This is a genomic window from Crossiella sp. CA198 (assembly GCF_052078295.1).
In the GTDB taxonomy this organism is placed as follows: domain Bacteria; phylum Actinomycetota; class Actinomycetes; order Mycobacteriales; family Pseudonocardiaceae; genus Crossiella.
The window spans coordinates 71,020-91,285 of sequence record NZ_JBQJIM010000028.1 but is presented as its reverse complement, the minus strand read 5'-3'; the positions used below and the strand labels follow the sequence as shown (position 1 = coordinate 91,285).

Sequence of the window (20,266 nt, the reverse complement as noted above, 5' to 3'; positions counted from 1 at the left end):
AGACCCCCGGGTGGGGTGACCGTCGACCGAGCGACAGGGCATGCTCTTCTCGACGGTGCACACTCCGAAGGGGAGGCGACGATGCGAGGTCGGGCCAACGCGGTGGTAGCCGCCCTGCTGGGTGGGCTCGCGCTGCTGGCCACGCCGACCGCGGCCGCCGCGGCCGAGCCGGTGGCCGTGGTCCGGGTGCTCGCCGGAGAGCAGCCCCCGAGCCCGCCGAAGCCGAGTGGCACCAGCCCGTCCTCGACCAGCACCGCGCCGCCGGTCACACCGGAACAGCAGGCCGACAACGAGCGCCGGGTGACCATCGCGATCATCGCGGTGCTGCTGCTGGCGATCGTCTTCTTCGGGCGGAAATACCGCAAGAAGTGGGGTAAGAGCGCCGGGTGACCCCGCTCTGACCTGGTATTTTACCTAGCCGGAAGAAGAGATAGGCCGGATCGAAACCCCTTCGTCCGCATTGACGTGGTGGAGTGGGCACGTTCCGATGGACGGGACCGGGGTACAGCCAGACCGAAGGGCACGGCTCCGCTCGGCGCAGCGAACCAACCGCCAGGCGGCTCGTTGTCGATCTTTGGATCTTGGCCAAAACGGGTAGTGCAGGATTGGATGCAAATGAGTACCGACACCAAAGTCCAGTGCCGCTCCGCCGTCGAGCGGTACTCGGACGCGCTGGTCGGGCTCTCCCGGAGCATTCACGCCGAACCCGAGCTGGCCTTCGCCGAGCACCGCAGCGCCGACAAGGTCGCCGAGCTGATGGCCCGCGAGGGCTTCAAGGTGGAACGTGGCACCTCGGGCCTGGACACCGCGCTGACCGCCACCTACGGCTCGGGTGAGCTGGTGGTCGGGCTGTGCGCGGAGTACGACGCGCTGCCCGAGGTCGGGCACGCCTGCGGGCACAACATCATCGCCGCCTCCTCGGTCGGCGCCGCGCTCGCCCTGCGCGAGGTCGCCGACCGGCTCGGCACCCCGGCCGAGGAGGCCGGTGGCGGCAAGGTGCTGATGCTGGAGCGCGGGGCCTTCGACGAGGTGTCGATGGCGATGATGGTGCACCCCGCCCCGCACGAGACCTGCGCCTGCTCCTCGCTGGCCATCACCGACCTCGAGGTCGCCTACACCGGCCGTGCCTCGCACGCCGCCGCCGCGCCGCACCTGGGCGTGAACGCCGCGGACGCGCTGACCGTGGCCCAGGTCTCCATCGGTCTGCTGCGCCAGCACCTGGAGCACGGGCAGATGGTGCACGGCATCGTCACTCACGGCGGCGCCGCGCCCAACATCGTGCCCGCGCGCACCGCCGGGCTGTTCTACCTGCGAGCCGAGAACATGGACTCGCTGAGCCACCTGGACGAGCGGATCCGCCGGTGCTTCGAGGCCGGCGCCGTGGCCACCGGCTGCGCGCACGAGATCACCCAGGTGTCCCCGAACTACGCCGAGCTGGCCCCGGACCCGTGGCTGGCCCTGGCGTACCGCGCTGCCGTGACGGAACTGGGCCGGGAGCCGCTGAGCCCCGCCGAGGAGGCGAACCGCCAGACCGGCAGCACCGACATGGGCAACATCACCCACGCGTTGCCCGCCATCCATCCCACGATCGCCATCGACTGTGGCAGTTCGGTGAACCACCAGCCGGAGTTCGCGGCCGCCTGCGCCTCGCCCTCCGCGGACAAGGCGGTGCTGGACGGCGCGCTCGCGCTGGCCTGGACCGCGGTGGCCGCCGCCGCGGATGATGCCCAGCGAGCCCGGCTGCTCGCGGACACCGCAGATCGTGTGAACAGCCGCGTTGCCGTGCCAGCCACGGCAGGAGGTTTTGAGGCGTGACAGTCCTGGATTCCCGACCCGGCCCGCCCTTCGGACCGGAGTCCCGCGGACCCATCGACGTGCTGAGCCCCGGCTCCGGCCGCACCATGTCCACTGTGGAGGATCTTGGCGCGGGACGGGGACCGTCCTGGCTGGACAAGTGGCTGGGCAAGAACCTCGCCCAGGTGGTGGCCTGGCGGCGGCAGATCCACGCCAGCCCTGAGCTGTCCCGCAACGAGCACAACACCACCAAGTTCCTCTTCCGCGAGCTGGCCAACGCCGGCCTGCGGCCCAGGGTGCTGCCCGGCGGCACCGGCCTGATCTGCGAGGTCGGCAGTGGCTCGCGCTGCGTCGCGCTGCGGGCCGACATCGACGCGCTGCCGCTGACCGAGGACACCGGCCTGCCCTTCGCCTCCACCGTGCCCGGCGTCTCGCACGCCTGCGGGCACGACGCGCACACCACCGTGCTGCTGGGCACCGCGCTGGCCCTGGCCAGTGCCGATTCACTGCCCGGCCGGGTCCGGCTGATCTTCCAGCCCGCCGAGGAGGTCATGCCCGGCGGCGCGCTGGACGTGCTGGCCGCCGGTGGCCTCGACGGCGTGGAGCGGATCTTCGGCCTGCACTGCGCGCCGCGGCTGCAGGTGGGCAAGCTGGGCACCCGGATCGGCGCGATCACCTCCGCCAGCGACCTGCTGGAGATCCGGCTGACCTCGCCCGGCGGCCACACCTCCCGCCCGCACCTGACCGCCGACCTGGTGCACGGCCTCGGCACGCTGATCACCCGGCTGCCCGAGCTGCTCACCCGCCGGGTCGACCCGCGTTCGGGCACGGTGCTGGTCTGGGGCGCGGTGCACGCGGGCGACGCGGCCAACGCCATCCCGCAGGACGGTCTGCTGCGCGGCACCCTGCGCACCGGCGACCGGGACACCTGGGCCGAGCTGGAACCGGTGGTCCGCGATCTGGTCGGCGCTCTGCTGGCCCCGCTGGGCATCGGTTTCGACCTGCTGCACCGCCGCGGCGTGCCGCCGGTGGTCAACGACCGGGAGAGCACCCGCCTGCTGCGCACGGCCACCCAGACCGCGCTCGGCGAGGACGCCATCACCGGCACCGAGCAGTCCTCCGGCGGCGAGGACTTCGCCTGGTACCTGGAACACGTGCCCGGCTCCTTCGCCCGCCTGGGCGTCTGGTCCGGCCAGGGCCCGCAGAAGGACCTCCACCAACCCACCTTCGACCTGGACGAGCGCGCGCTCCCCGTCGGCATCCGCATCCTCACCCAAGCCGCCCTCGACTCCCTCCAGTCCTAACCCACCCGTGTTGGCCGATCTCGTACGGTGAGTTGGCCGAACTTGTACGGGGTCTTGGCCGATGTGGGACGGAGTTGTCCACAACCGGGCAGTTATCCACAGCTCGTCGAGTGACGGCTGGCCCGCACCCCGGGTCAGCGTCGATCGTCATGGCATGCCCGCGACCATCCCGCTCCCTGTCCCCTGTACCCGCGCGCAGGCCGTCGCCGCCCTCGGCGAACGCGGCCTGCGCACCGCGCTGAACTCCGGCTGGCTGACCCGGATCTGGCGGAACTTGTTCGTGCCCGTCACCCGTGCACACGACCCTCGGACCAGAGCCAGGGCCGCCTTGCTGCTGGCCGGTCCGGAGGCCGCGCTGAGCGGGCCGACCGCCGCCGAGGTGTACGGGTGGACCCCGTTGACCAGCTCAGCTGTGCACGTCACGGTGCCGTACTCGCGCTGGGCCAAGAACCGGCCGGGGCTGGTCGTGCACCACGACCGGTTCACGCCGGAGGACGTCGTCGTGCTGGACGACCTGCGGGTGCTCGCACCGGAGTACGTGCTCGCCGACTTGCTGTGCGGCCGGGCGCACCGGGCCGGGTTCGCCTGCGCCGATCAGGCGTTCCGATCGCTGCCGCAGGGACTCCAGGAGGAGCTTCGGCGGGAGATCGACACCCGCTTGCGGGCCAGGGACGATCCCCGAGGGGTGCGGCGGGCCCTCCTGCTGCTCGAGCTGGCCACCGGGTTGCCGGAGTCACCCGCGGAGAGCTTGATGCTGCTGACCCTCGTGCTCGACGGCCAGTTCCCGATTCCGGATCTCCAGCACGAGATCCTGGACCTGGACGGCAGGGTGGTGTGCAGGCTGGACTTCGCCTGGACGCGGCACCGGATAGCGCTGGAGTACGACGGGTTCGAGGCGCACGAGAGCCGGGCTGAGCAGGATGCCGATCGAGACGAGCGGATGGCAGGGCGGGGCTGGATCACGGTACGAGCCGGCGCGCGGGACCTCCGGTCGCCGGAGGCGCTGTTCGAGCGGCTCCGGGCGGCCTTCGCGCGCAGGGAACGGCCAACATGACGTCCACAACGGCCAAGACCCGGTACGAGATCGGCCAACTCGCCGTACGAGATCGGCCAACACGCGGGTGGGGTCAGTTGTTGTTGTTGGGGCCTATGCCGTTGCAGGGGCGGGTGCGGAGGTCGTTGACGTAGTCGGCTGGGGCTCCCGCGGCTTCGGCGGCGTCGGCGACCACGCCGACGTAGCGGGCCGAGGGGAGGCCGCCCTCGTAGGCGTCCAGGACGTAGAGCCAGGCCAGGACCGAGCCCTCCAGGGTCTGCACGCGGAGGCGGATTTTCTTGTAGAGGCCCAGTTCGGCGCCTTCCCAGCGGTCCAGGCGGTCCTCGTCGGTGATGACGTCGTAGAGGACCACGAAGACCTGGCTGCCGGGATCCTCGACGATGGTGGAGAGCGCGCCCTCCCAGCCGAGGTCTTCGCCTCCGAAGGTCATTCGCCAGCCGACGAGCCACCCCGTACCGGCCATCGGCGAGTGCGGAGCGCGCTCCGTCATCTGGTCCGGATCCATGTTGGACCCGTAAGCGGCATAGAGCGGCACGGCCCTAGCCTAGCGACCCGCCCGCGCCATCGGGACGCGCCGTGCGCACAGCCTCCGAACTGACCCCGGACGGGTAGCGCGTACGGTTGGACCCGCCGACAACCTGACCGCACCACCCACCACAGGAGGACCCCCGTGACCCGCATCGTGATCATGGGAGGCGGGCCGGCCGGATACGAGGCCGCGCTGGTCGGCGCCCAGCACGGAGCCGACGTCACCCTGGTGGAGAGCGACGGCCTCGGCGGCGCCTGTGTGCTGTACGACTGCGTGCCCTCCAAGACCTTCATCGCCTCCGCGGGCGCCCGCTCCGCCTTCCGCAACGGGCCCGAACTCGGCATCAACACCGGGGACGGTCCCACCGGGATCGAGCTGCCCGTGGTGCACGGTCGGGTCAAGGGGCTCGCGCTGGCGCAGTCCGCGGACATCCGGGCGCGGGTGCAGCGTGAGGGTGTGCGGATCATGAACGGGCACGCCCGGCTGTGTGATGACGCACCCGGTCTGGCCCAGCACCGGGTTGCGGTGCGCGGGGCCGACGGGTCGGTGGAGAAGCTGGCCGCCGATGTGGTGCTGATCGCCACCGGCGCGAACCCGCGGATCCTGCCCGGCGCCCAGCCCGACGGCGAGCGCATCCTGACCTGGCGGCAGATCTACGACCTGCCGCAGCTGCCCGAGCACCTGGTGGTGATCGGCTCGGGGGTCACCGGCGCCGAGTTCGCCTCCGCCTACACCGAGATGGGCGTCAAGGTCACCGTGGTCTCCAGCCGGGACCGCATCCTGCCGCACGAGGACGCCGACGCGGCCGCGGTGCTGGAGGACGTGTTCACCGAGCGGGGCACCGCGCTGTTCAAGCACGCGCGGGCGGACAAGGTCGAGCGGACCGCCGGCGGGGTCAAGGTCTTCCTGGCCGACGGGCGCACCGTGGAGGCCAGCCACGCGCTGATGACCGTGGGCTCGATCCCGAACACCGCCGACATCGGCCTGGACAAGGTCGGCATCGAGGCGGGCCCCGGCGGGTTCGTGCCGGTGGACCGGGTCTCCCGCACCACCGTGCCGGGCATCTACGCCGCCGGTGACTGCACCGGACTGCTGATGCTCGCCTCGGTCGCGGCCATGCAGGGCCGGATCGCGATGTGGCACGCGCTGGGCCAGGGCGTGCAGCCGATCAAGCTCAAAACCGTGGCGGCCAACGTCTTCACCCACCCGGAGATCGCCACCGTGGGCATCAGCCAGCAGTCGATCGACGCCGGCGAGGTGCCCGCGCGCACGATCATGCTGCCGCTGGCCACCAACGCGCGGGCCAAGATGGAGGGCCTGCGCCGCGGCTTCGTGAAGCTGTTCTGCCGCCCGGCCACCGGTGTGGTCATCGGCGGCGTGGTGGTGGCCCCGGTGGCCAGTGAGCTGATCACGCCGATCGCGCTGGCGGTGCAGAACCAGCTCACCGTGGAGCACCTGGCCTACACCTTCTCGGTCTACCCCTCGCTGTCCGGTTCGATCACCGAGGCCGGGCGCAAGCTGATGCGGCACGACGACCTCGACTGAGCGGACTCCAGACACCAGGTCTCGACCTGGTCACCGCGGACAACGAATACCGGCACTCACGCGTGTCCCCTACATCACTCGCTGATGAGGGAGGCACTGCATGCGACACGCGCGAGTGTTGGGGCGGTTCGTCATGAGGGCACGGACCATGGGAGTGCTGGCGGCCGCGGCGCTGTTGACCGGGCTGGCCGCGGGGCCCGCGGTGGCGGGCGCCGAGCCGGTGCTGCACCTGCCGGTGATCTACCTCGGCGCCGGGCACATCTCGCTCAACGTGGTGTGCGCGGACAAGGACTGGCAGCCGGTGCGTTCGACGCTGTTCACCGAGCCGGTGCCACTGACATCCACTCCGGCCGATCCGACCTGGGGCTTCGGCACCGGGAACCTGGCCAAGGGCCTGACCGCCGGGTCCACACACATCGTCAGCTACGGCTGCGGCGCGGTCAGCCGCACCCAGCAGGTGACCGTGCAGCCGCCGCAGACCATCGGCCAGGTGCGGTTGCAGGTCAGTCCGGGCCTGGGCCGGACCGGCGAGCAGGTCAAGGTCGTGCGGACCTGCTACAAGGCCAACAATCCGAACACGGCGCCGGTCTCGGCCGCGCTGGAGCCGATGACGCGCTGGACCGGCACCGCGTACGAGCAGACCTTCGAGACCAAGGTCAGGACGGGCGTCAAACCCGGTCGCTACCAGGTGTCGTTCCGCTGTGGCGGGACCAGCCGTACGGTGTTCTTCACCGTCGAGGCCCCGCCCGGCCAGCAGCCGCCACCGCCGGTGAGTGGCGGGCAGGTGCGGATCAAGCCGGTGGGCGGCGTGGAGACCGGAGGGGGTGGACCGGCGTGAGCAAGGTCGGTGCGGCCGGGTTGGTGCTGGCCGCGATGGTCCTGCTGACCGGCTGCGGTGCGCCCGCGCCGGCCGCGGGACCGCCGCCTGCCGCACCGGCCGGGAGCAGCGCGTCCGCGCCGCCGGAGACCACCGAGGTGGCCGCGCTGGCCAGATCCACGCCCACCAGGGTGCGGGTGCCCAGGATCGGCGCGGACTCCAGCCTGGTGTCGCTGGGCCTGAACAAGGACCAGACCGTGCAGGTGCCGCCGGTCACCCAGCCAATGCAGGCCGGGTGGTACGACGGCGCGCCGACCCCGGGGGAGAAGGGGCCCGCGATCGTGCTCGGCCATGTGGACGGGGCCGGGAAACCGGGCATCTTCTACAAGCTGCGCGATGTCGCCATCGGCGATGAGATCCTGATCGACCGGCAGGACGGGAAAACCGTCCGGTTTGTCGTGCACGAGACCCAGCAGGTCGCGAAGAAGGGTTTTCCGACGGACCGTGTTTACGGCGACACGGACCGTCCGGAACTCCGCCTGATCACCTGTGGCGGGGTATTCGACAAGGGTGCGCGCAGTTATCAGGACAACATCATCGTGTATGCAACCATGGTCGAATAGTCCGCGTAGGACGTTCGATCAACGTCGGGGTTGCCTGGATGCTCGAAGAATGGCCATCTGGTCATAGGTCGCTGACCAGCGCCGATCCAGGCAACCCAGTGGCGGCCCTGGCGTCTTAGGTGGTGTAGGCAGGCGAACTGCCCGCCACTGGGACAAGTCGGGGAATAGGGGTAGTAACAATGGGTATTGGTCGCATTCTTGCCGCCGGTTCCGCACTGGGTGCGACCGGCGTGCTCATCGCGGCGCCGATCGCGTTGGCCGCGGTTCCGAGCATCAGCATGTCCGCCACGGATGTGCGGCCGGGCAGCCGGGTGGAGATCACCACCGAATGCGGGCTCACCTCCAACTTCCGCGAGCCGAGCGCCGCGGTGCTGGAGAACGTGAAGCGGGTCAGCTATGACGGCAAGACCCTGATCGCCAAGTGGTCGGCGAATGTGAAGAAGGACGCGCAGCCCGGTCCGTACGAGGTCTCCTTCGCCTGCCAGGACCAGACCAGCAACACCAAGTTCGCCGTCTCGGCCACCGGGACCGAACCCAGCAAGCCCACCGAGCCGAGCGTCCGGCCCACCACGGCCAAGCCGGTGCCCTCGAGCACCTCGGCCCGGCCGAAGCCGAGCACCACCGCGCCGACCACCTCCACCAGCGCCAAGACCCCCAAGGGCGCGCCGGAGACCGGTGGCGGCGGCACCGCGGACGGTGGCGGCGAGGGCCTGGCCATCGCCGGTGGCGCGGCCGCGCTGGCCGCCGGGGCCGGCTTCGGCGTGTGGGCGCTGCGGCGGCGTCGTGCGTCCGCGCAGGGCTGATCGGCGGGGCGGCCGTGTCTTCGCCGCGGTCCTGTCCGTACTGCTGCTCGCCGGCGGGGCGGTGCTCCTCAGCGGTGGCGCACGGGACCTCTGGGGTCAGGTGTTCGCCGAGGCAGCCCACGATCCCGCTGGCGGCCAGCCGGTCGCGGGCACGCCGGGCAAGCCCATGCGGAAATCCGACCCGGTCTCCATCGAGATCCCCAAGATCGGGGCCAGGTCCTCGCTGAGCAAGCTGGGCCTGAACAAGGACGGCACCGTGCAGGTGCCGCCGGTGAGCCAGCCCATGCAGGCGGGCTGGTACGCCAAGGGTCCGACGCCCGGCGAGCAGGGACCGGCGGTGATCCTCGGGCACATCGACGGGGCGAAGAAGCCGGGCATCTTCTACAAGCTGCGCGAGCTGAAGCCGGGCGACGAGATCCTGGTCAAACGGGCCGACGGCAGCACCGCGAAGTTCGTGGTGCGGCGTTCGGCACAGGTGCCCAAGTCCGACTTCCCGACCGATGAGGTCTACGGCAACACCACCAGCCCGGAACTCCGGTTGATCACCTGCGGCGGCAGTTTCGACCGCGCCGCGGGCAGCTACCGGGACAACACCATCGTCTACGCCACGCTGGTGGCCTGAGACCCGCGCTGAAGCGCCGACCCCCAGCGGCGACTTCACCGCGAAAAGAACGGGGCGTGCCCAAGCGGCACGCCCCGTTCTCGCGTTCGGTCAGACCGGTTGGTCAGTCGGCCTCGACCCAGTCGAAGGTCTTGGTGACCGCCTTCTTCCAGTTGCGGTACTGCTTGTCGCGGTGGGTCTCGTCCATCGCAGGGTCCCACTGCTTGTCATGCGCCCAGTTGGCCCGGATGTCGTCCTCACCGGCCCAGAAGCCGACCGCGAGCCCGGCCGCGTAGGCCGCGCCCAGCGCGGTGGTCTCGTTGACCACCGGCCGGATCACCGGCACACCAAGGATGTCCGCCTGGAACTGCATGAGCAGCTCGTTGACCACCATGCCGCCGTCGACCTTGAGCGAGGTCAGCGGCACGCCGGAGTCGGCGTTCATGGCGTCGATGACCTCGCGGGTCTGGAAGGCGGTGGCCTCCAGCGCGGCGCGGGCCAGGTGGCCCTTGTTCACGAACCGGGTCAGGCCGACGATCGCGCCGCGCGCGTCGCCCCGCCAGTACGGCGCGAACAGGCCGGAGAAGGCGGGCACGAAGTACGCGCCGCCGTTGTCCTCCACACCCTTGGCCAGGGTCTCGATCTCCGCGGCCGAACTGATCAGGCCCAGGTTGTCCCGCAGCCACTGCACCAGCGAGCCGGTGACCGCGATCGAGCCCTCCAGGGCGTAGACCGGGGCGTTCTCGCCGATCTTGTAGCAGACCGTGGTGAGCAGCCCGTTCTCGCTCATCACCTTCTCGTTGCCGGTGTTGAGCAGCACGAAGTTGCCGGTGCCGTAGGTGTTCTTGGCCTCGCCGGGGGACAGGCAGGCCTGGCCGAAGGTGGCCGCCTGCTGGTCGCCGAGGATGCCCGCGATCGGCACTCCGGCCAGCACGCCGCGCTCCCGGACCTTGCCGTACTCCTCGGAGGAGGAGCGGATCTCCGGCAGCATGGAGAGCGGGATCCGCATCTCGCCGCAGATCTCCTCGTCCCAGTTCAGGGTGTCCAGGTCCATCAGCAGGGTGCGGGAGGCATTCGTCGGGTCGGTGTAGTGCAGACCGCCGTCCGGGCCGCCGGTCATGTTCCACAGCACCCAGGTGTCCATGTTGCCGAAGAGCAGTTCGCCCGCCTCGGCCTTGGCCCTGGCGCCCTCGACGTTGTCCAGGATCCAGCGGATCTTGGGGCCGGAGAAGTAGGTGGCCAGCGGCAGGCCGGTGCGGGAGCGGTAGCGCTCCTGACCGCCGCCGAGCGCGGCCAGCGAGTCGCAGATCGCGTCGGTGCGGGTGTCCTGCCAGACGATCGCGTTGTACACCGGCTTGCCGGTGGCCTTGTCCCACACCACCGCGGTCTCGCGCTGGTTGGTGATGCCGACCGCGGCGATCTCGGAGTTCTGGATGTCGGCCTTGGCCAGCGCGCCCCCGCACACCTTGCGGGTGTTCTCCCAGATCTCCTCGGCGTTGTGCTCGACCCAGCCTGCCTTGGGGAAGATCTGCTCGTGTTCGGTCTGGACGACCGAGACCACCCGGCCGGAGTGGTCGAAGACCATGCAACGCGTGGAGGTCGTGCCCTGGTCGATGGCGGCCACATAGCGCTTCTCAGCGGACATGATGCTGCTTGCCTTTCGTGTGGACGTGGATCAGGCCAGTGCGAGGGACAGGAGGCCGGCGAGCACCGCGCCAATGAGCGGACCGACGACAGGAACCCAGGAATAGCCCCAGTTCGCGCCGCCCTTGCCCTTGATCGGCAGCAGCGCGTAGGCGATCCGGGGGCCGAGGTCGCGGGCCGGGTTGATGGCGTAGCCGGTCGGGCCGCCGAGCGAGGCGCCGATACCGACGACCACGAACATCACCGCGGCGTAGCCCAGCGCGGAGTTGCCGAACTGCGGCACCCCTTCGGTGGCGGCCTTGGCGCTGGGGCTCAACAGGATCCACAGCACCAGCACGAAGGTGCCGATGACCTCGGTGACGGTGTTCCAGAGCTTGTTGTCCACGGTCGGGCCGGTGGAGAAGATGCCGAGCGTGCCGCCGGGGTCGTCGTGCGTGTCGAACTGGAGTTTGTAGGCCAGCCAGCAGAGCACCGCGCCGATGAAGGCGCCGAGCAGCTGGGCGCCGAAGTACACCGGCACCAGCGCCCAGTCGAGTTTGCCCGCGGTGGCCAGGCCGAGGGTCACCGCCGGGTTGAGGTGCGCGCCACTCGGGGCCGCGATGCTGGCGCCGGCGAAGACCGCGAAGCCCCAGCCGAAGTTGATCAGCAGCCAGCCGCCACTGTTACCCAGTGAGTTCTTCAGCACGGTGTTGGCCACCACGCCGGCGCCGAGCAGAATCAGCACCGCGGTGCCGATCAGCTCCCAGACGAAGATTGCTCCGCTGGACATGCGCGTCCTCCCTCAGTCCGCTCCATTGCGTCTGAGGTCGGGAACGTAGTCCGAGGCCGATCAACTGTCTACGGTAGAATTCGAAACGGGACAGTTTCGTTATTACTGTCAGTGCACGTGGACACGTGTGGCCCGGTAGCGTAGGCCCCGCGTCCAAGCCGAGCAGGGAGGCGACGTTCAGTGGCCAAGGCCAAGGAGAGCAGCGCGGAGATCGTGCAGGGTCGTTTGGGACCGGCCGAACGGCAGGAAGCCTGGCGCAGACTGGGTTCCGAGCACTTCGACGTGGTGATCATCGGCGGCGGCGTGACCGGCGCGGGCGCGGCCCTGGACGCCGCCACGCGCGGGCTGCGGGTGGCCCTGGTCGAGGCGCGGGACCTGGCCTCTGGCACCTCCAGCCGTTCCAGCAAACTCTTCCACGGCGGCCTGCGTTACCTCGAACAGCTGGAGTTCGGCCTGGTCCGGGAGGCCCTGCGGGAGCGGGAGCTGATGATCACCCGGATCGCCCCGCACCTGGTGAAGCCGGTGAGCTTCCTCTACCCGCTGACCAGGCGGATCTGGGAGCGCCCCTACACCGCGGCCGGGCTGTTCCTCTACGACACCATGGGCGGCTCCAAGTCCGTGCCCGGTCAGAAGCACCTGACCAGGGCCGGTGCGCTGCGGATGGTCCCCGCGCTCAAGCGCAGCGCGCTGATCGGCGGCATCCGCTACTACGACGCGCAGGCCGATGACGCCAGGCACACCATGACGGTGGCCCGCACCGCGGCCCACTACGGCGCGGTGGTGCGCACCTCCACCCAGGTCACCGGCATGCTCCGGGAGGCCGACCGGGTGGCCGGCGTGCATGTGCGCGATGTGGAGACCGGCGCGGAGATCGAGGTCAAGGCGCACGCGGTGATCAACTGCACCGGTGTGTGGACGGATGAGATCCAGCGGCTGGCAGGCACCCGAGGGCGGTTCCGGGTGCGCGCGAGCAAGGGCGTGCACATCGTGGTGCCCAGGGACCGGATCGTGTCCGAGAGCGGCATGATCCTGCGTACCGAGAAGTCCGTGCTGTTCGTCATCCCGTGGCGCAACCACTGGATCGTGGGCACCACCGACACGGACTGGAACCTCGACCTGGCGCACCCGGCGGCCACCAAGAAGGACATCGACTACATCCTCACCCACGTCAACAAGGTCCTGGCCACGCCGCTGACCAATGACGACATCGAGGGTGTGTACGCGGGCCTGCGGCCGCTGCTGTCCGGGGAGAGCGAGGACACCTCCAAGCTCTCCAGGGAACACGCGGTGGCCAGGGTCGCGCCCGGCCTGGTGGCGATCGCCGGTGGCAAGTACACGACCTACCGGGTGATGGCGGCGGACGCGATCGACGCGGCCAGTCCCGACCTGCCCGGCCGGATCATGTCCTCGATCACCGACAAGGTGCCGCTGCTGGGCGCGGACGGGTACCACGCGCTGGTGAACCAGGCCGACCAGCTCGGCGCCAAGCACGGCCTGCACCCCTACCGGGTGCGGCACCTGCTGGACCGCTACGGCTCGCTGGTGCACCAGGTGCTGGCCACCGCCGACGGCAATCCGGAGCTGCTCCGCCCGCTGGCCGGCGCGCCGGACTACCTCCAGGTCGAGATCGTCTACGCGGCCGCCTGCGAGGGCGCGCTGCACCTGGAGGACGCGCTGACCCGGCGCACCCGGATCTCCATCGAGTACCCGCACCGCGGTGTGGAGAGCGCGGAGGCCGCGGCGAAGCTGATGGCCGGGGTGCACGGCTGGGACGACAAGCGGGTAGCGCACGAGATCGAGGTCTACACCGCCAGGGTCGAGGCCGAACGGGACTCGCAGACCCAGCCGGACGACCAGGCCGCCGACGCCCGGCGCTCAGCCGCCCCGGAAGCCCGCCCCGAGGTCATCGAACCAGTCAGCTAACGCCCACAACGGCCAACCCGGCGTACAACAACGGCCAACACTCGGTACAACAACGGCCAACACTCGCGGAGGGGTTTGAACCTCCGCGAGTGTTGGCCGTTCTGGGACGGTGTGTTGGCCGTTGTTGTACGGCACGTTGGCTGTTGTGGGTCAGGGGGTGAGGAGGTCGGTGAGGACCTCTTCGAGGTGCTGGGTGAGGCGGCGGGTGTCGACCGGGGCGATGGTGCTCCAGGCGGCGCCGCCGTCCTGGCTGCGGCGGGTTTGCAGGTAGCGGCCTGCCGGGGTGTCGAAGAAGCCGATCACCCGGTCTGCGCGGCGGCGGCGGGCCCACTGTTCCTTGGCGGCCACGCCGAACTGGCCGAGGTCGCCGGCGTCCTTGGTCATCTCGGTGATGACCTGGGCGTCCTCCGGGCGGATGCCGCGTTCGATCAGTTCCGGGCCCAGTCGGTCCGCGGCGTTGCCCGCGGCCGCGGCGGCGGCGTCCAGGTCGGCGCTGGGCAGGGTGACCGAGCGGCCGGGGCCCGCGGGCAGCGGGCGTAGCACGGCGATGGCCTCGCGGGGCAGGCTCAGGCCGGAGACGGCCTTGACGGTGAGCTGCCCGGAGTCCAGCACGGCCAGCGCGCCCTCCTCCTCGCGCGCGGCGGCCAGTACCCGCACGCTGCGGCCCAGCCACAGCCTGCCGTCCACCTCACGAGCCGGATCGGCGAGCAGGTGCAGCAGCGCGGAGAGTTCGGCGTCCACCGCGACCGGGCGGCCCAGGCCACGGGACTCCAGCGCGTCCCAGGCCGCTCGTTCCAGCCCGGCCCGCTCGGTGTGCGTGCGGCCGGGCGAGGGCACCTTGATCACCAGTGGTGGCTGGCCGAGGCCGAGGTGCTGCCACAGCACGTCGAACTCCAGCGCGGTCAGCGCGAACGGCTCCCGCAGGCCCTGCTCGAACAGGGTCACTCGCCGATCACCGGGGGCGCGTACTGGCGGGCGTCGCCGAAGACATCGTCGTCCTCGACCAGGAAGCTCTGGTGTTCCCCGTCCTCCTCGCGCCGGGCCCGGCCCGCCGGCGCCGCGGCGGCCGAGCGGGCGGCCGGAGCCGGTTCCGGGTCGAGGCCGAGCACGCCGTCCGGGGCGGCACCGCCGCGGCGGGACTCGGCGAGGTGGGTGGCCTCGGCCGCGTCCCAGGCCGGCCGGTGCTGCGGACCGGGGCGGGTGGTCGCGGCCGAGGAGGTGGTGCTCTCGACGCGAGAGTGCGGCAGCCCGCGGGCGGGCGCCGGAGTGGTGCCGGTGCCGGAGGGCGCGGTGGCGCCGGTGCCGGGGCTGGGCGCGGGGGTGGCCGGAGCCGGGGTGACGCCGCTGAGCCGGGTGCCCGGCCCGACCGGAGTGGTGGTGCTGCTGCTGCCGGTGGACACGGGTGCGCCGGGGCGGGGCGGGGCGGGCACCGGTGCGGAGCCGGAACGGCCGCTGACCGGGCTGGGGGCGCTGCGGGCCGGGGGGATCGGGCGGGGCCGGGCCGGGGGTGGCGCGGTGGCGCCGATCGGGCCGCTGCTCTGCGGGCTGCCGTGGCCGGTGTCCAGGTGCAGTTCCGGCGGCTTGCTGAACTGGCCCAGCGTGGACACGTTGGCCGCGGTGGTGGTCTGGTAGACCTCCATCACCTCGAAGGCCCGCTGCTCGGCCGCGCTCTGCGCCGCCTCCTGGATCTCGTAGTCGGTCTGCCCGCCGAAGAGGTGCACCACACCGGTGACCAACGGGTTCGGCTTCTCCGCGCTGACCTCCTTCGGCGCGGGCATGTCGGCGCGGGCCTTGCCCACGTACTCGGCCTGGAGTTCCGCGGACACCCGCATCACCTCGGCGCCCGCCTGCGCGTCCCTGGCCCACTGGGCCAGCGGATGCAGCGCGGCGTCGGCGGCGTCGGCGGCCTTGCCGGTCCAGTCCGCCCTGGAGTTGCCAAGGGCCTGCTTGATGTCGGCGTCGATGTCGGCCAGCGCCGCGGACATGTCCGACCAGCGGGTGATCGAGGCGGCCGAGGCGGCAGGCCCCGGTCCGTTGTGCAGCTGTCCGTACAGCTCCGCGTGCGAGTAGCCCTGCCAGCGGTGGTCACTCATTCCTCGCCCCCCTCACTCAGCAGCCGCTGGTGCGCACCGAGTCGGCGTTCCCGCGCTCGGTGGCGCGGTACTCGTACTCGACTTCCTGGAGTGCCCGGACCGCGGTCTGCAGCTGCTGCTGGTAGCCCTCCAGGGCACTGAGCGCGGCATCGCCGCCGTCCATGGAGCGGTCGTTGAACTTCTGCGCGGCCTCATCGCTCACCGGATCACCGGCCCATGGCCGCATCCGCAGGTCGGTGCGGGCGTGCCCGATCTGCGGGGTCAGCTTGTCCAGCGCCTTCTGGAACGCCTTGCGCATGGTCGGGATGGCGGCCTCTTCGACCCGGACCCGCGATCCGCCGCCGTTGACGGCGTCGAGACCGGACTGCACTGCGTCGCCACTGGCGGAATTGGTGCGCGGCACGGTGTCTCCCCGAACTGGACAATCCTTGCGCGGCCACTGTAGCGACCGACAGTGATCACTTGGGGTGGTCTCCGTAACGATCCCACCTACCGGTGAACTGTCAACGGGCCATCAGGGTGGTCATGGCCGCGGTCGCCACCTCCTGTGCGGATGCGCACATCGCGTCCAGGCTCGGCGGCGCCGCGTTGCCCGCGTCGCCGAACTGGATGTCCAGGAACTGGCCCTGCGCCACGTCCACCTCGACGTTGCAGAAGCGGGTTTGCTCGGCGGTGCGCACGATCACCGCGGGGAATTCCGCCACGGTGGCGGCCTTGACGTCGGCCTGGGCGGTCTCCTCCAGCCAGACCCCGACGCCCTGCACCAGGACCAGGCCGATGCGCACGGTGAGCGCCCTGGTGGAGTCGCGGAAGTCGCACACCTTGGCGTTGCCCATGGTCGGGTAGCGGGTGGCCAGCGGCGGGCGATCCATGCCAAGGGTCCGGCGCTGGCGGGTGGTCAGCAGCGCGCACGGGTCCACCCGATCGAGTTTGATCTCGCGCGGGCGCGGCGGCAGCGAGATCGACGGGGCGGTGATCGCCACCGGTGGCGGGTTGGGCGCGGTGGGCTTCGGCGGCGGGGGCGTGCACGCGGCGATGGCGAGGCAGCCGAGCAGCAGCACAGGGAGCCAGGGCGGTCTCGACATGCTGGGCACGCTAGCCGACCTCAGACCACCAGCGACCAGGCGAGCACATCGTGCAGTTCGCCGTCGACCGTGGTGGCCTGGTGCAGGGTGGCCTCCAGGGTGAAGCCGCACTTCTCCGCGACCCGGCGGGAGGACTCGTTGGCCGCGGCGTGCCGGTAGCCGATCCGGCGCAGGCCCAGGCCGTCGATGCCGAAGCGCACGGCGGTCTGCAGGGCCTGGGTCATCACGCCGCGGCCGCGGTACTCCGGATGCGTCCAGCAGGCCGCGGAACCGATGCCGCGCACCAGGTCCAGGTCCTTGAGGCCGACCTCGGCGAGCAGTTCGCCGGTGGTCGGCTCGGCCACCGCCCAGGAGCAGCGCAGGTCGTCCTGCCACTCCCGCTCACGCAGCGCGATGTAGCGGCCCGCGCTGTCCAGGTCCTCGATCTGGTAGCCGGTGACCCAGCGCAGCAGCTCCGGGTCGACGAAGGCGGCCAGCACCGCGGGCCGGTCGTCCAGCAGCCGGTCCGCCCGCAGCTGCCGCAGGTAGTACGCGCCCGCGTTGATCTCCACCGGCTCCATGCCGCAGAACCTACTTGCGCTTCTTCTTGCGCTTCTTGCTGCCCTGCCCGCCGTTCCAGTCCTCACCCCACAGCGAGCCGTACACCGCGCCGACGCCCATCAGCACGAAGATCCACCACCACCAGCCCAGGAAGATCAGCAGCGGGATCCAGGCCGCGCCGAGCACCACCAGGCTCACCGCGGCGGCCCGCTGGGCGGGTGTGCGCGGATCGGTGGGCACCGCGACCTCGCCGCCGCCCTCGACCTTGGCCACCGCGGCGGTGGCGGGCACGCCGTCGAAGCGCGGGTGCGGTTCGGGCAGGTCGGCGAACAGCTCGCGCAGCTCGCCGCGGGTCATCGAGGCGGCCACCCGGCCCGCCCGCTGGTCGTACTCGGTGAGTTGCAGCCTGCCCACGGCGAAGTGCTCGCCGAGCGCGCTCAGCGCCGCGGACCGTTCGGTGTCGCTGATCCGCAGTTCAGGCTCGTTGTCCGGCACAACCCGATGCTACTTCGGCTTGAACCGCTGCACTCCGGCCACGATCCCGGCCAGCACCAGCACGCCGATGGCGGCCGCGGTCAGCATGGCCAGCGAAGGCGGCAGCCGGTCCACGATGGCCAGGGTGAAACCACCGCCGGCCAACAGGGTCAGCCCGGCCACCGGGATGCCGACCAGCACCGCCAGCACCTTGGCCACGGTGTGCGCGTTGTCGGTGGACGGCGACCGCATCGGCGCCATCCCGATCGGCATCGCCACCTGCTCGGTCAGCGGCTGGTACTGCAGCGGCGCGGGCAGCTCGAAGGTCGGGTGCGGCGCGGGCAGGTCCTCGAAGAGCATGGACAGCTCCCGGCGGGTGCGCGCGGAGACCGCGACGTTGGCCCGCTCGCCGAATTCCTCCGCGGTCAGCCTGCCGACCCGCAGGTGCTCGCCCAGCAACCGCTCGGCCTCGGTCCGCTCGGTGTCCCCGATCCGCAGCTCGACGTGATCCCCATGTGTGCTCACAGGGTCGACGTTAGGGATCGGGGACCGCCGCGCCCTCGGCCTTTTGGCTATCGGTCGCCGACTTTTGGCTAAGGCTGGCTGACGAAGCCGTCGTGCGCCTCGGCCAGCTCCTCCAGGTGGTCCTGCCAGCAGGTGGCCGCCAGGCCGTCGGGGGCGGTCTCCAGGACCACCACCCAGTCCACGTCCTCGGCGTCGTCCTCGCCTGCCAGCATCTCGCGGTGCACGCCGCCGAGGACCCAGCCGTCGGCGCGCAACTCGGCCGCGACGTCCTCCGCCTCCTGGCGGTCGTGCAGGACCAGCAGGAGACTCTGGTTCTCAGTCTGGATTGGACTGTCCACTCTGGTCAGTCTTTCAGCTCGCAGAGCACCGAGCCCTGGGTCACCGTCTCCCCGGCCTTGGCGGACAGGCCGGTGACGACGCCGTCCTTGTGCGCGGTGACGGGGTTCTCCATCTTCATCGCCTCCAGCACCACGAGCAGCTCGCCCGAGCTGACCCGCTGGCCGTCCTCGACCGCGACCTTGACGATGGTGCCCTGCATGGGCGCGGCCACCGCGTCGCCGGAGACCGCGGCCCCGGCCTTGCCACCGGCCCGCTTGCGCGGCTTGGCCTTGGCCGCGGGGGCGCCGCCGCCGATGGCCAGGTCGCCGGGCAGCGAGACCTCCAGCCGCCGGCCGCCGACCTCGACCACCACGGTCTGCCGCGGGGCGTCCTCCTCGGCCTCGGCGCCGGCGCCGAAGGGCGGGATGGTGTTGTCGAACTCGGTCTCGATCCACCGGGTGTGCACGGTGAAGCCGTCCTCGGCGGTGAACGCCGGATCGCGCACCACGGCCTGGTGGAACGGGACCACGGTGGCCATGCCCTCCACCACCAGCTCGTCCAGCGCGCGCCGGGAGCGTTCCAGGGCCTGCTCGCGGGTCTCGCCGGTGACGATCAGCTTGGCCAGCAGCGAGTCGAACTGGCCGCCGATCACGCTGCCGCTCTCCACGCCCGCGTCCACCCGCACACCGGGGCCGGTGGGCGGCAGGAACCGGGTGACCGTGCCGGGGGCTGGCAGGAAGTTGCGGCCTGCGTCCTCGCCGTTGATGCGGAACTCGATCGAGTGGCCGCGGGGTTCGGGGTCGGCGTCGAAGCGCAGCTTCTCCCCGGCGGCGATGCGGAACTGCTCGCGCACCAGGTCGATCCCGGCGGTCTCCTCGCTGACCGGGTGCTCGACCTGCAGCCGGGTGTTGACCTCCAGGAAGGAGATGGTGCCGTCCTGGCCGACCAGGAACTCCACCGTGCCCGCACCGTGGTAGCCGGCCTCGGCGCAGATGGCGCGGGCCGCGGTGTGGATGGTGGCGCGCTGTTCGGTGGACAGGAACGGCGCGGGGGCTTCCTCGACCAGCTTCTGGTGGCGGCGCTGCAGCGAGCAGTCGCGGGTGCCGACCACGATCACGTTGCCGTGCGTGTCCGCCAGCACCTGGGCCTCGACGTGCCGCGGCTTGTCCAGGTAACGCTCCACGAAGCACTCGCCGCGGCCGAAGGCGGTGACCGCCTCGCGCACCGCGCTGTCGAACAGCTCCGGGATCTCTTCTAGGGTGCGGGCCACCTTCAGCCCGCGCCCGCCGCCGCCGAACGCGGCCTTGATCGCCACCGGCAGGCCGTGTTCCTTGGCGAAGGCGATGATCTCCGCCGGCCCGTTGACCGGGTCCTTGGTGCCGGGCACCAGCGGGGCGCCCGCGCGCAGCGCGATGTGCCGGGCGGTCACCTTGTCGCCGAGGTCGCGGATGGCCTGCGGGGTCGGGCCGATCCAGGTCAGGCCCGCGTCCAGCACCGACTGGGCGAACTCGGCGTTCTCGGAGAGGAAGCCGTAGCCGGGGTGCACCGCGTCCGCGCCCGCGCGCTTGGCCACGTCGATCAGCTTGTCCGCGACCAGGTAGGACTCGGCCGCGGTGGTGCCGCCCAGCGCGAAGGCCTCATCGGCCAGGCGCGCGAACGGCGCGTCCCGATCCGGGTCGGCGTAGACCGCGACGCTGGTCAGCCCGGCGTCCCGGCAGGCCCTGATGACTCGGACGGCGATCTCACCGCGGTTGGCGATGAGCACCTTGCGCAGTGGCACGGCACCTCCATGTGCTGGCGACCCCGGAACGACACGTTCATACGA

Annotated in this window: 22 protein-coding genes; 10 read left to right on the top strand and 12 right to left on the bottom strand. The window is 71.2% G+C overall.

Going from position 1 to position 20,266, the window contains the following annotated elements:
- The first annotated feature begins 81 nt into the window (after positions 1-81).
- The 4 genes from ACTOWY_RS36935 (at position 82) to ACTOWY_RS36920 (ending at position 4,152) form a co-directional block, all read left to right on the top strand.
- Entirely contained in the window at positions 82-390 is a 309-nt protein-coding gene (locus ACTOWY_RS36935; protein ID WP_441314228.1) for a hypothetical protein, read from the top strand.
- A 225-nt stretch (positions 391-615) separates the two neighbouring features.
- A complete protein-coding gene (locus ACTOWY_RS36930) occupies positions 616-1,815 on the top strand; it encodes a M20 family metallopeptidase (RefSeq protein ID WP_441314227.1) in 1,200 nt (399 codons plus the stop codon).
- Entirely contained in the window at positions 1,812-3,098 is a 1,287-nt protein-coding gene (locus ACTOWY_RS36925; RefSeq protein WP_441314226.1) for a M20 family metallopeptidase, read from the top strand. The genes ACTOWY_RS36930 and ACTOWY_RS36925 overlap by 4 nt, the downstream gene beginning before the upstream one ends.
- A 154-nt stretch (positions 3,099-3,252) precedes the next feature.
- Positions 3,253-4,152, top strand: coding sequence for a hypothetical protein (locus tag ACTOWY_RS36920; RefSeq protein ID WP_441314225.1), 900 nt, complete (start codon positions 3,253-3,255; stop codon positions 4,150-4,152).
- 73 nt (positions 4,153-4,225) lie between these two features.
- On the opposite strand, the gene ACTOWY_RS36915 is transcribed toward ACTOWY_RS36920, so the two are convergent.
- Entirely contained in the window at positions 4,226-4,687 is a 462-nt protein-coding gene (locus ACTOWY_RS36915; protein ID WP_441314224.1) for a gamma-glutamylcyclotransferase family protein, read from the bottom strand.
- Positions 4,688-4,822: 135 nt separating this feature from the next.
- Between ACTOWY_RS36915 and ACTOWY_RS36910 the strand changes: the two genes are divergently transcribed.
- The 5 genes from ACTOWY_RS36910 to ACTOWY_RS36890 all read left to right on the top strand — a co-directional run bounded on the left by ACTOWY_RS36910 (position 4,823) and on the right by ACTOWY_RS36890 (position 9,091).
- A complete protein-coding gene (locus tag ACTOWY_RS36910; RefSeq protein ID WP_247763294.1) occupies positions 4,823-6,226 on the top strand; it encodes an NAD(P)H-quinone dehydrogenase in 1,404 nt (467 codons plus the stop codon).
- 133 nt (positions 6,227-6,359) lie between these two features.
- The gene (locus ACTOWY_RS36905) at positions 6,360-7,064 is read left to right on the top strand and encodes a hypothetical protein (protein ID WP_441314223.1); all 705 of its coding nucleotides are present in this window, start codon (positions 6,360-6,362) and stop codon (positions 7,062-7,064) included.
- Positions 7,061-7,666: a class F sortase gene (locus tag ACTOWY_RS36900; protein ID WP_441314222.1), complete on the top strand. Its 606-nt coding sequence runs from the start codon at positions 7,061-7,063 to the stop codon at positions 7,664-7,666. Before ACTOWY_RS36905 ends, ACTOWY_RS36900 begins: the two co-directional genes overlap by 4 nt.
- A 179-nt stretch (positions 7,667-7,845) precedes the next feature.
- Positions 7,846-8,469: a hypothetical protein gene (locus ACTOWY_RS36895; protein ID WP_441314221.1), complete on the top strand. Its 624-nt coding sequence runs from the start codon at positions 7,846-7,848 to the stop codon at positions 8,467-8,469.
- Entirely contained in the window at positions 8,450-9,091 is a 642-nt protein-coding gene (locus tag ACTOWY_RS36890) for a class F sortase (RefSeq protein ID WP_441314220.1), read from the top strand. The genes ACTOWY_RS36895 and ACTOWY_RS36890 overlap by 20 nt, the downstream gene beginning before the upstream one ends.
- Positions 9,092-9,194: 103 nt before the next feature.
- On the opposite strand, the gene glpK is transcribed toward ACTOWY_RS36890, so the two are convergent.
- Together glpK and ACTOWY_RS36880 are read right to left on the bottom strand one after the other, a co-directional pair.
- Positions 9,195-10,715, bottom strand: coding sequence for a glycerol kinase GlpK (gene glpK / locus ACTOWY_RS36885; protein WP_441314219.1), 1,521 nt, complete (start codon positions 10,713-10,715; stop codon positions 9,195-9,197).
- A gap of 30 nt (positions 10,716-10,745) precedes the next feature.
- Positions 10,746-11,483 (bottom strand): MIP/aquaporin family protein, encoded by a 738-nt coding sequence (locus ACTOWY_RS36880; protein WP_441314218.1) that lies wholly within the window; start codon positions 11,481-11,483, stop codon positions 10,746-10,748.
- Positions 11,484-11,663: 180 nt separating this feature from the next.
- Between ACTOWY_RS36880 and glpD the strand changes: the two genes are divergently transcribed.
- Entirely contained in the window at positions 11,664-13,406 is a 1,743-nt protein-coding gene (gene glpD, locus ACTOWY_RS36875) for a glycerol-3-phosphate dehydrogenase (protein ID WP_441314217.1), read from the top strand.
- A 150-nt stretch (positions 13,407-13,556) separates the two neighbouring features.
- Here the strand turns inward: glpD and ACTOWY_RS36870 are convergent, their stop codons facing one another.
- From ACTOWY_RS36870 to ACTOWY_RS36830, 9 genes are all read right to left on the bottom strand, one after another.
- Positions 13,557-14,351: an ESX secretion-associated protein EspG gene (locus ACTOWY_RS36870; RefSeq protein WP_441314216.1), complete on the bottom strand. Its 795-nt coding sequence runs from the start codon at positions 14,349-14,351 to the stop codon at positions 13,557-13,559.
- Complete coding sequence (locus tag ACTOWY_RS36865; protein WP_441314215.1) at positions 14,348-15,499, bottom strand: PPE domain-containing protein; 1,152 nt, start codon at positions 15,497-15,499, stop codon at positions 14,348-14,350. Before ACTOWY_RS36865 ends, ACTOWY_RS36870 begins: the two co-directional genes overlap by 4 nt.
- A gap of 16 nt (positions 15,500-15,515) precedes the next feature.
- Positions 15,516-15,902, bottom strand: a complete 387-nt coding sequence (locus tag ACTOWY_RS36860; protein WP_441314214.1) for a transcriptional regulator — start codon at positions 15,900-15,902, stop codon at positions 15,516-15,518.
- A 100-nt stretch (positions 15,903-16,002) separates the two neighbouring features.
- Positions 16,003-16,584 (bottom strand): DUF3558 domain-containing protein, encoded by a 582-nt coding sequence (locus ACTOWY_RS36855; RefSeq protein ID WP_441314213.1) that lies wholly within the window; start codon positions 16,582-16,584, stop codon positions 16,003-16,005.
- Between the two features lie 20 nt (positions 16,585-16,604).
- A complete protein-coding gene (locus ACTOWY_RS36850; protein ID WP_441314212.1) occupies positions 16,605-17,144 on the bottom strand; it encodes a GNAT family N-acetyltransferase in 540 nt (179 codons plus the stop codon).
- Between the two features lie 10 nt (positions 17,145-17,154).
- Positions 17,155-17,619 carry a DUF1707 SHOCT-like domain-containing protein gene (locus tag ACTOWY_RS36845; RefSeq protein ID WP_441314211.1) on the bottom strand — a complete coding sequence of 155 codons (465 nt, stop codon included), beginning with the start codon at positions 17,617-17,619 and terminating at the stop codon, positions 17,155-17,157.
- A gap of 9 nt (positions 17,620-17,628) precedes the next feature.
- Positions 17,629-18,123 (bottom strand): DUF1707 SHOCT-like domain-containing protein, encoded by a 495-nt coding sequence (locus ACTOWY_RS36840; protein WP_441314210.1) that lies wholly within the window; start codon positions 18,121-18,123, stop codon positions 17,629-17,631.
- Positions 18,124-18,191: 68 nt separating this feature from the next.
- Complete coding sequence (locus tag ACTOWY_RS36835; RefSeq protein ID WP_441314209.1) at positions 18,192-18,461, bottom strand: hypothetical protein; 270 nt, start codon at positions 18,459-18,461, stop codon at positions 18,192-18,194.
- Between the two features lie 5 nt (positions 18,462-18,466).
- On the bottom strand, positions 18,467-20,221 hold the full coding sequence (locus ACTOWY_RS36830; RefSeq protein ID WP_441314208.1) for an acetyl/propionyl/methylcrotonyl-CoA carboxylase subunit alpha: 1,755 nt from the start codon (positions 20,219-20,221) through the stop codon (positions 18,467-18,469).
- Positions 20,222-20,266: the final 45 nt, after the last annotated feature.

Coding starts and splice junctions, on each gene's coding strand:
- ACTOWY_RS36935 (WP_441314228.1), top strand. CDS start 82: ATGCGAGGTCGGGCCAACGCGGTGGTAGCCGCCCTGCTGGGTGGGCTC.
- ACTOWY_RS36930 (WP_441314227.1), top strand. CDS start 616: ATGAGTACCGACACCAAAGTCCAGTGCCGCTCCGCCGTCGAGCGGTAC.
- ACTOWY_RS36920 (WP_441314225.1), top strand. CDS start 3,253: ATGCCCGCGACCATCCCGCTCCCTGTCCCCTGTACCCGCGCGCAGGCC.
- ACTOWY_RS36905 (WP_441314223.1), top strand. CDS start 6,360: ATGAGGGCACGGACCATGGGAGTGCTGGCGGCCGCGGCGCTGTTGACC.
- ACTOWY_RS36895 (WP_441314221.1), top strand. CDS start 7,846: ATGGGTATTGGTCGCATTCTTGCCGCCGGTTCCGCACTGGGTGCGACC.
- glpK (WP_441314219.1), bottom strand. CDS start 10,715: ATGTCCGCTGAGAAGCGCTATGTGGCCGCCATCGACCAGGGCACGACC.
- ACTOWY_RS36880 (WP_441314218.1), bottom strand. CDS start 11,483: ATGTCCAGCGGAGCAATCTTCGTCTGGGAGCTGATCGGCACCGCGGTG.
- ACTOWY_RS36865 (WP_441314215.1), bottom strand. CDS start 15,499: ATGAGTGACCACCGCTGGCAGGGCTACTCGCACGCGGAGCTGTACGGA.
- ACTOWY_RS36855 (WP_441314213.1), bottom strand. CDS start 16,584: ATGTCGAGACCGCCCTGGCTCCCTGTGCTGCTGCTCGGCTGCCTCGCC.
- ACTOWY_RS36850 (WP_441314212.1), bottom strand. CDS start 17,144: ATGGAGCCGGTGGAGATCAACGCGGGCGCGTACTACCTGCGGCAGCTG.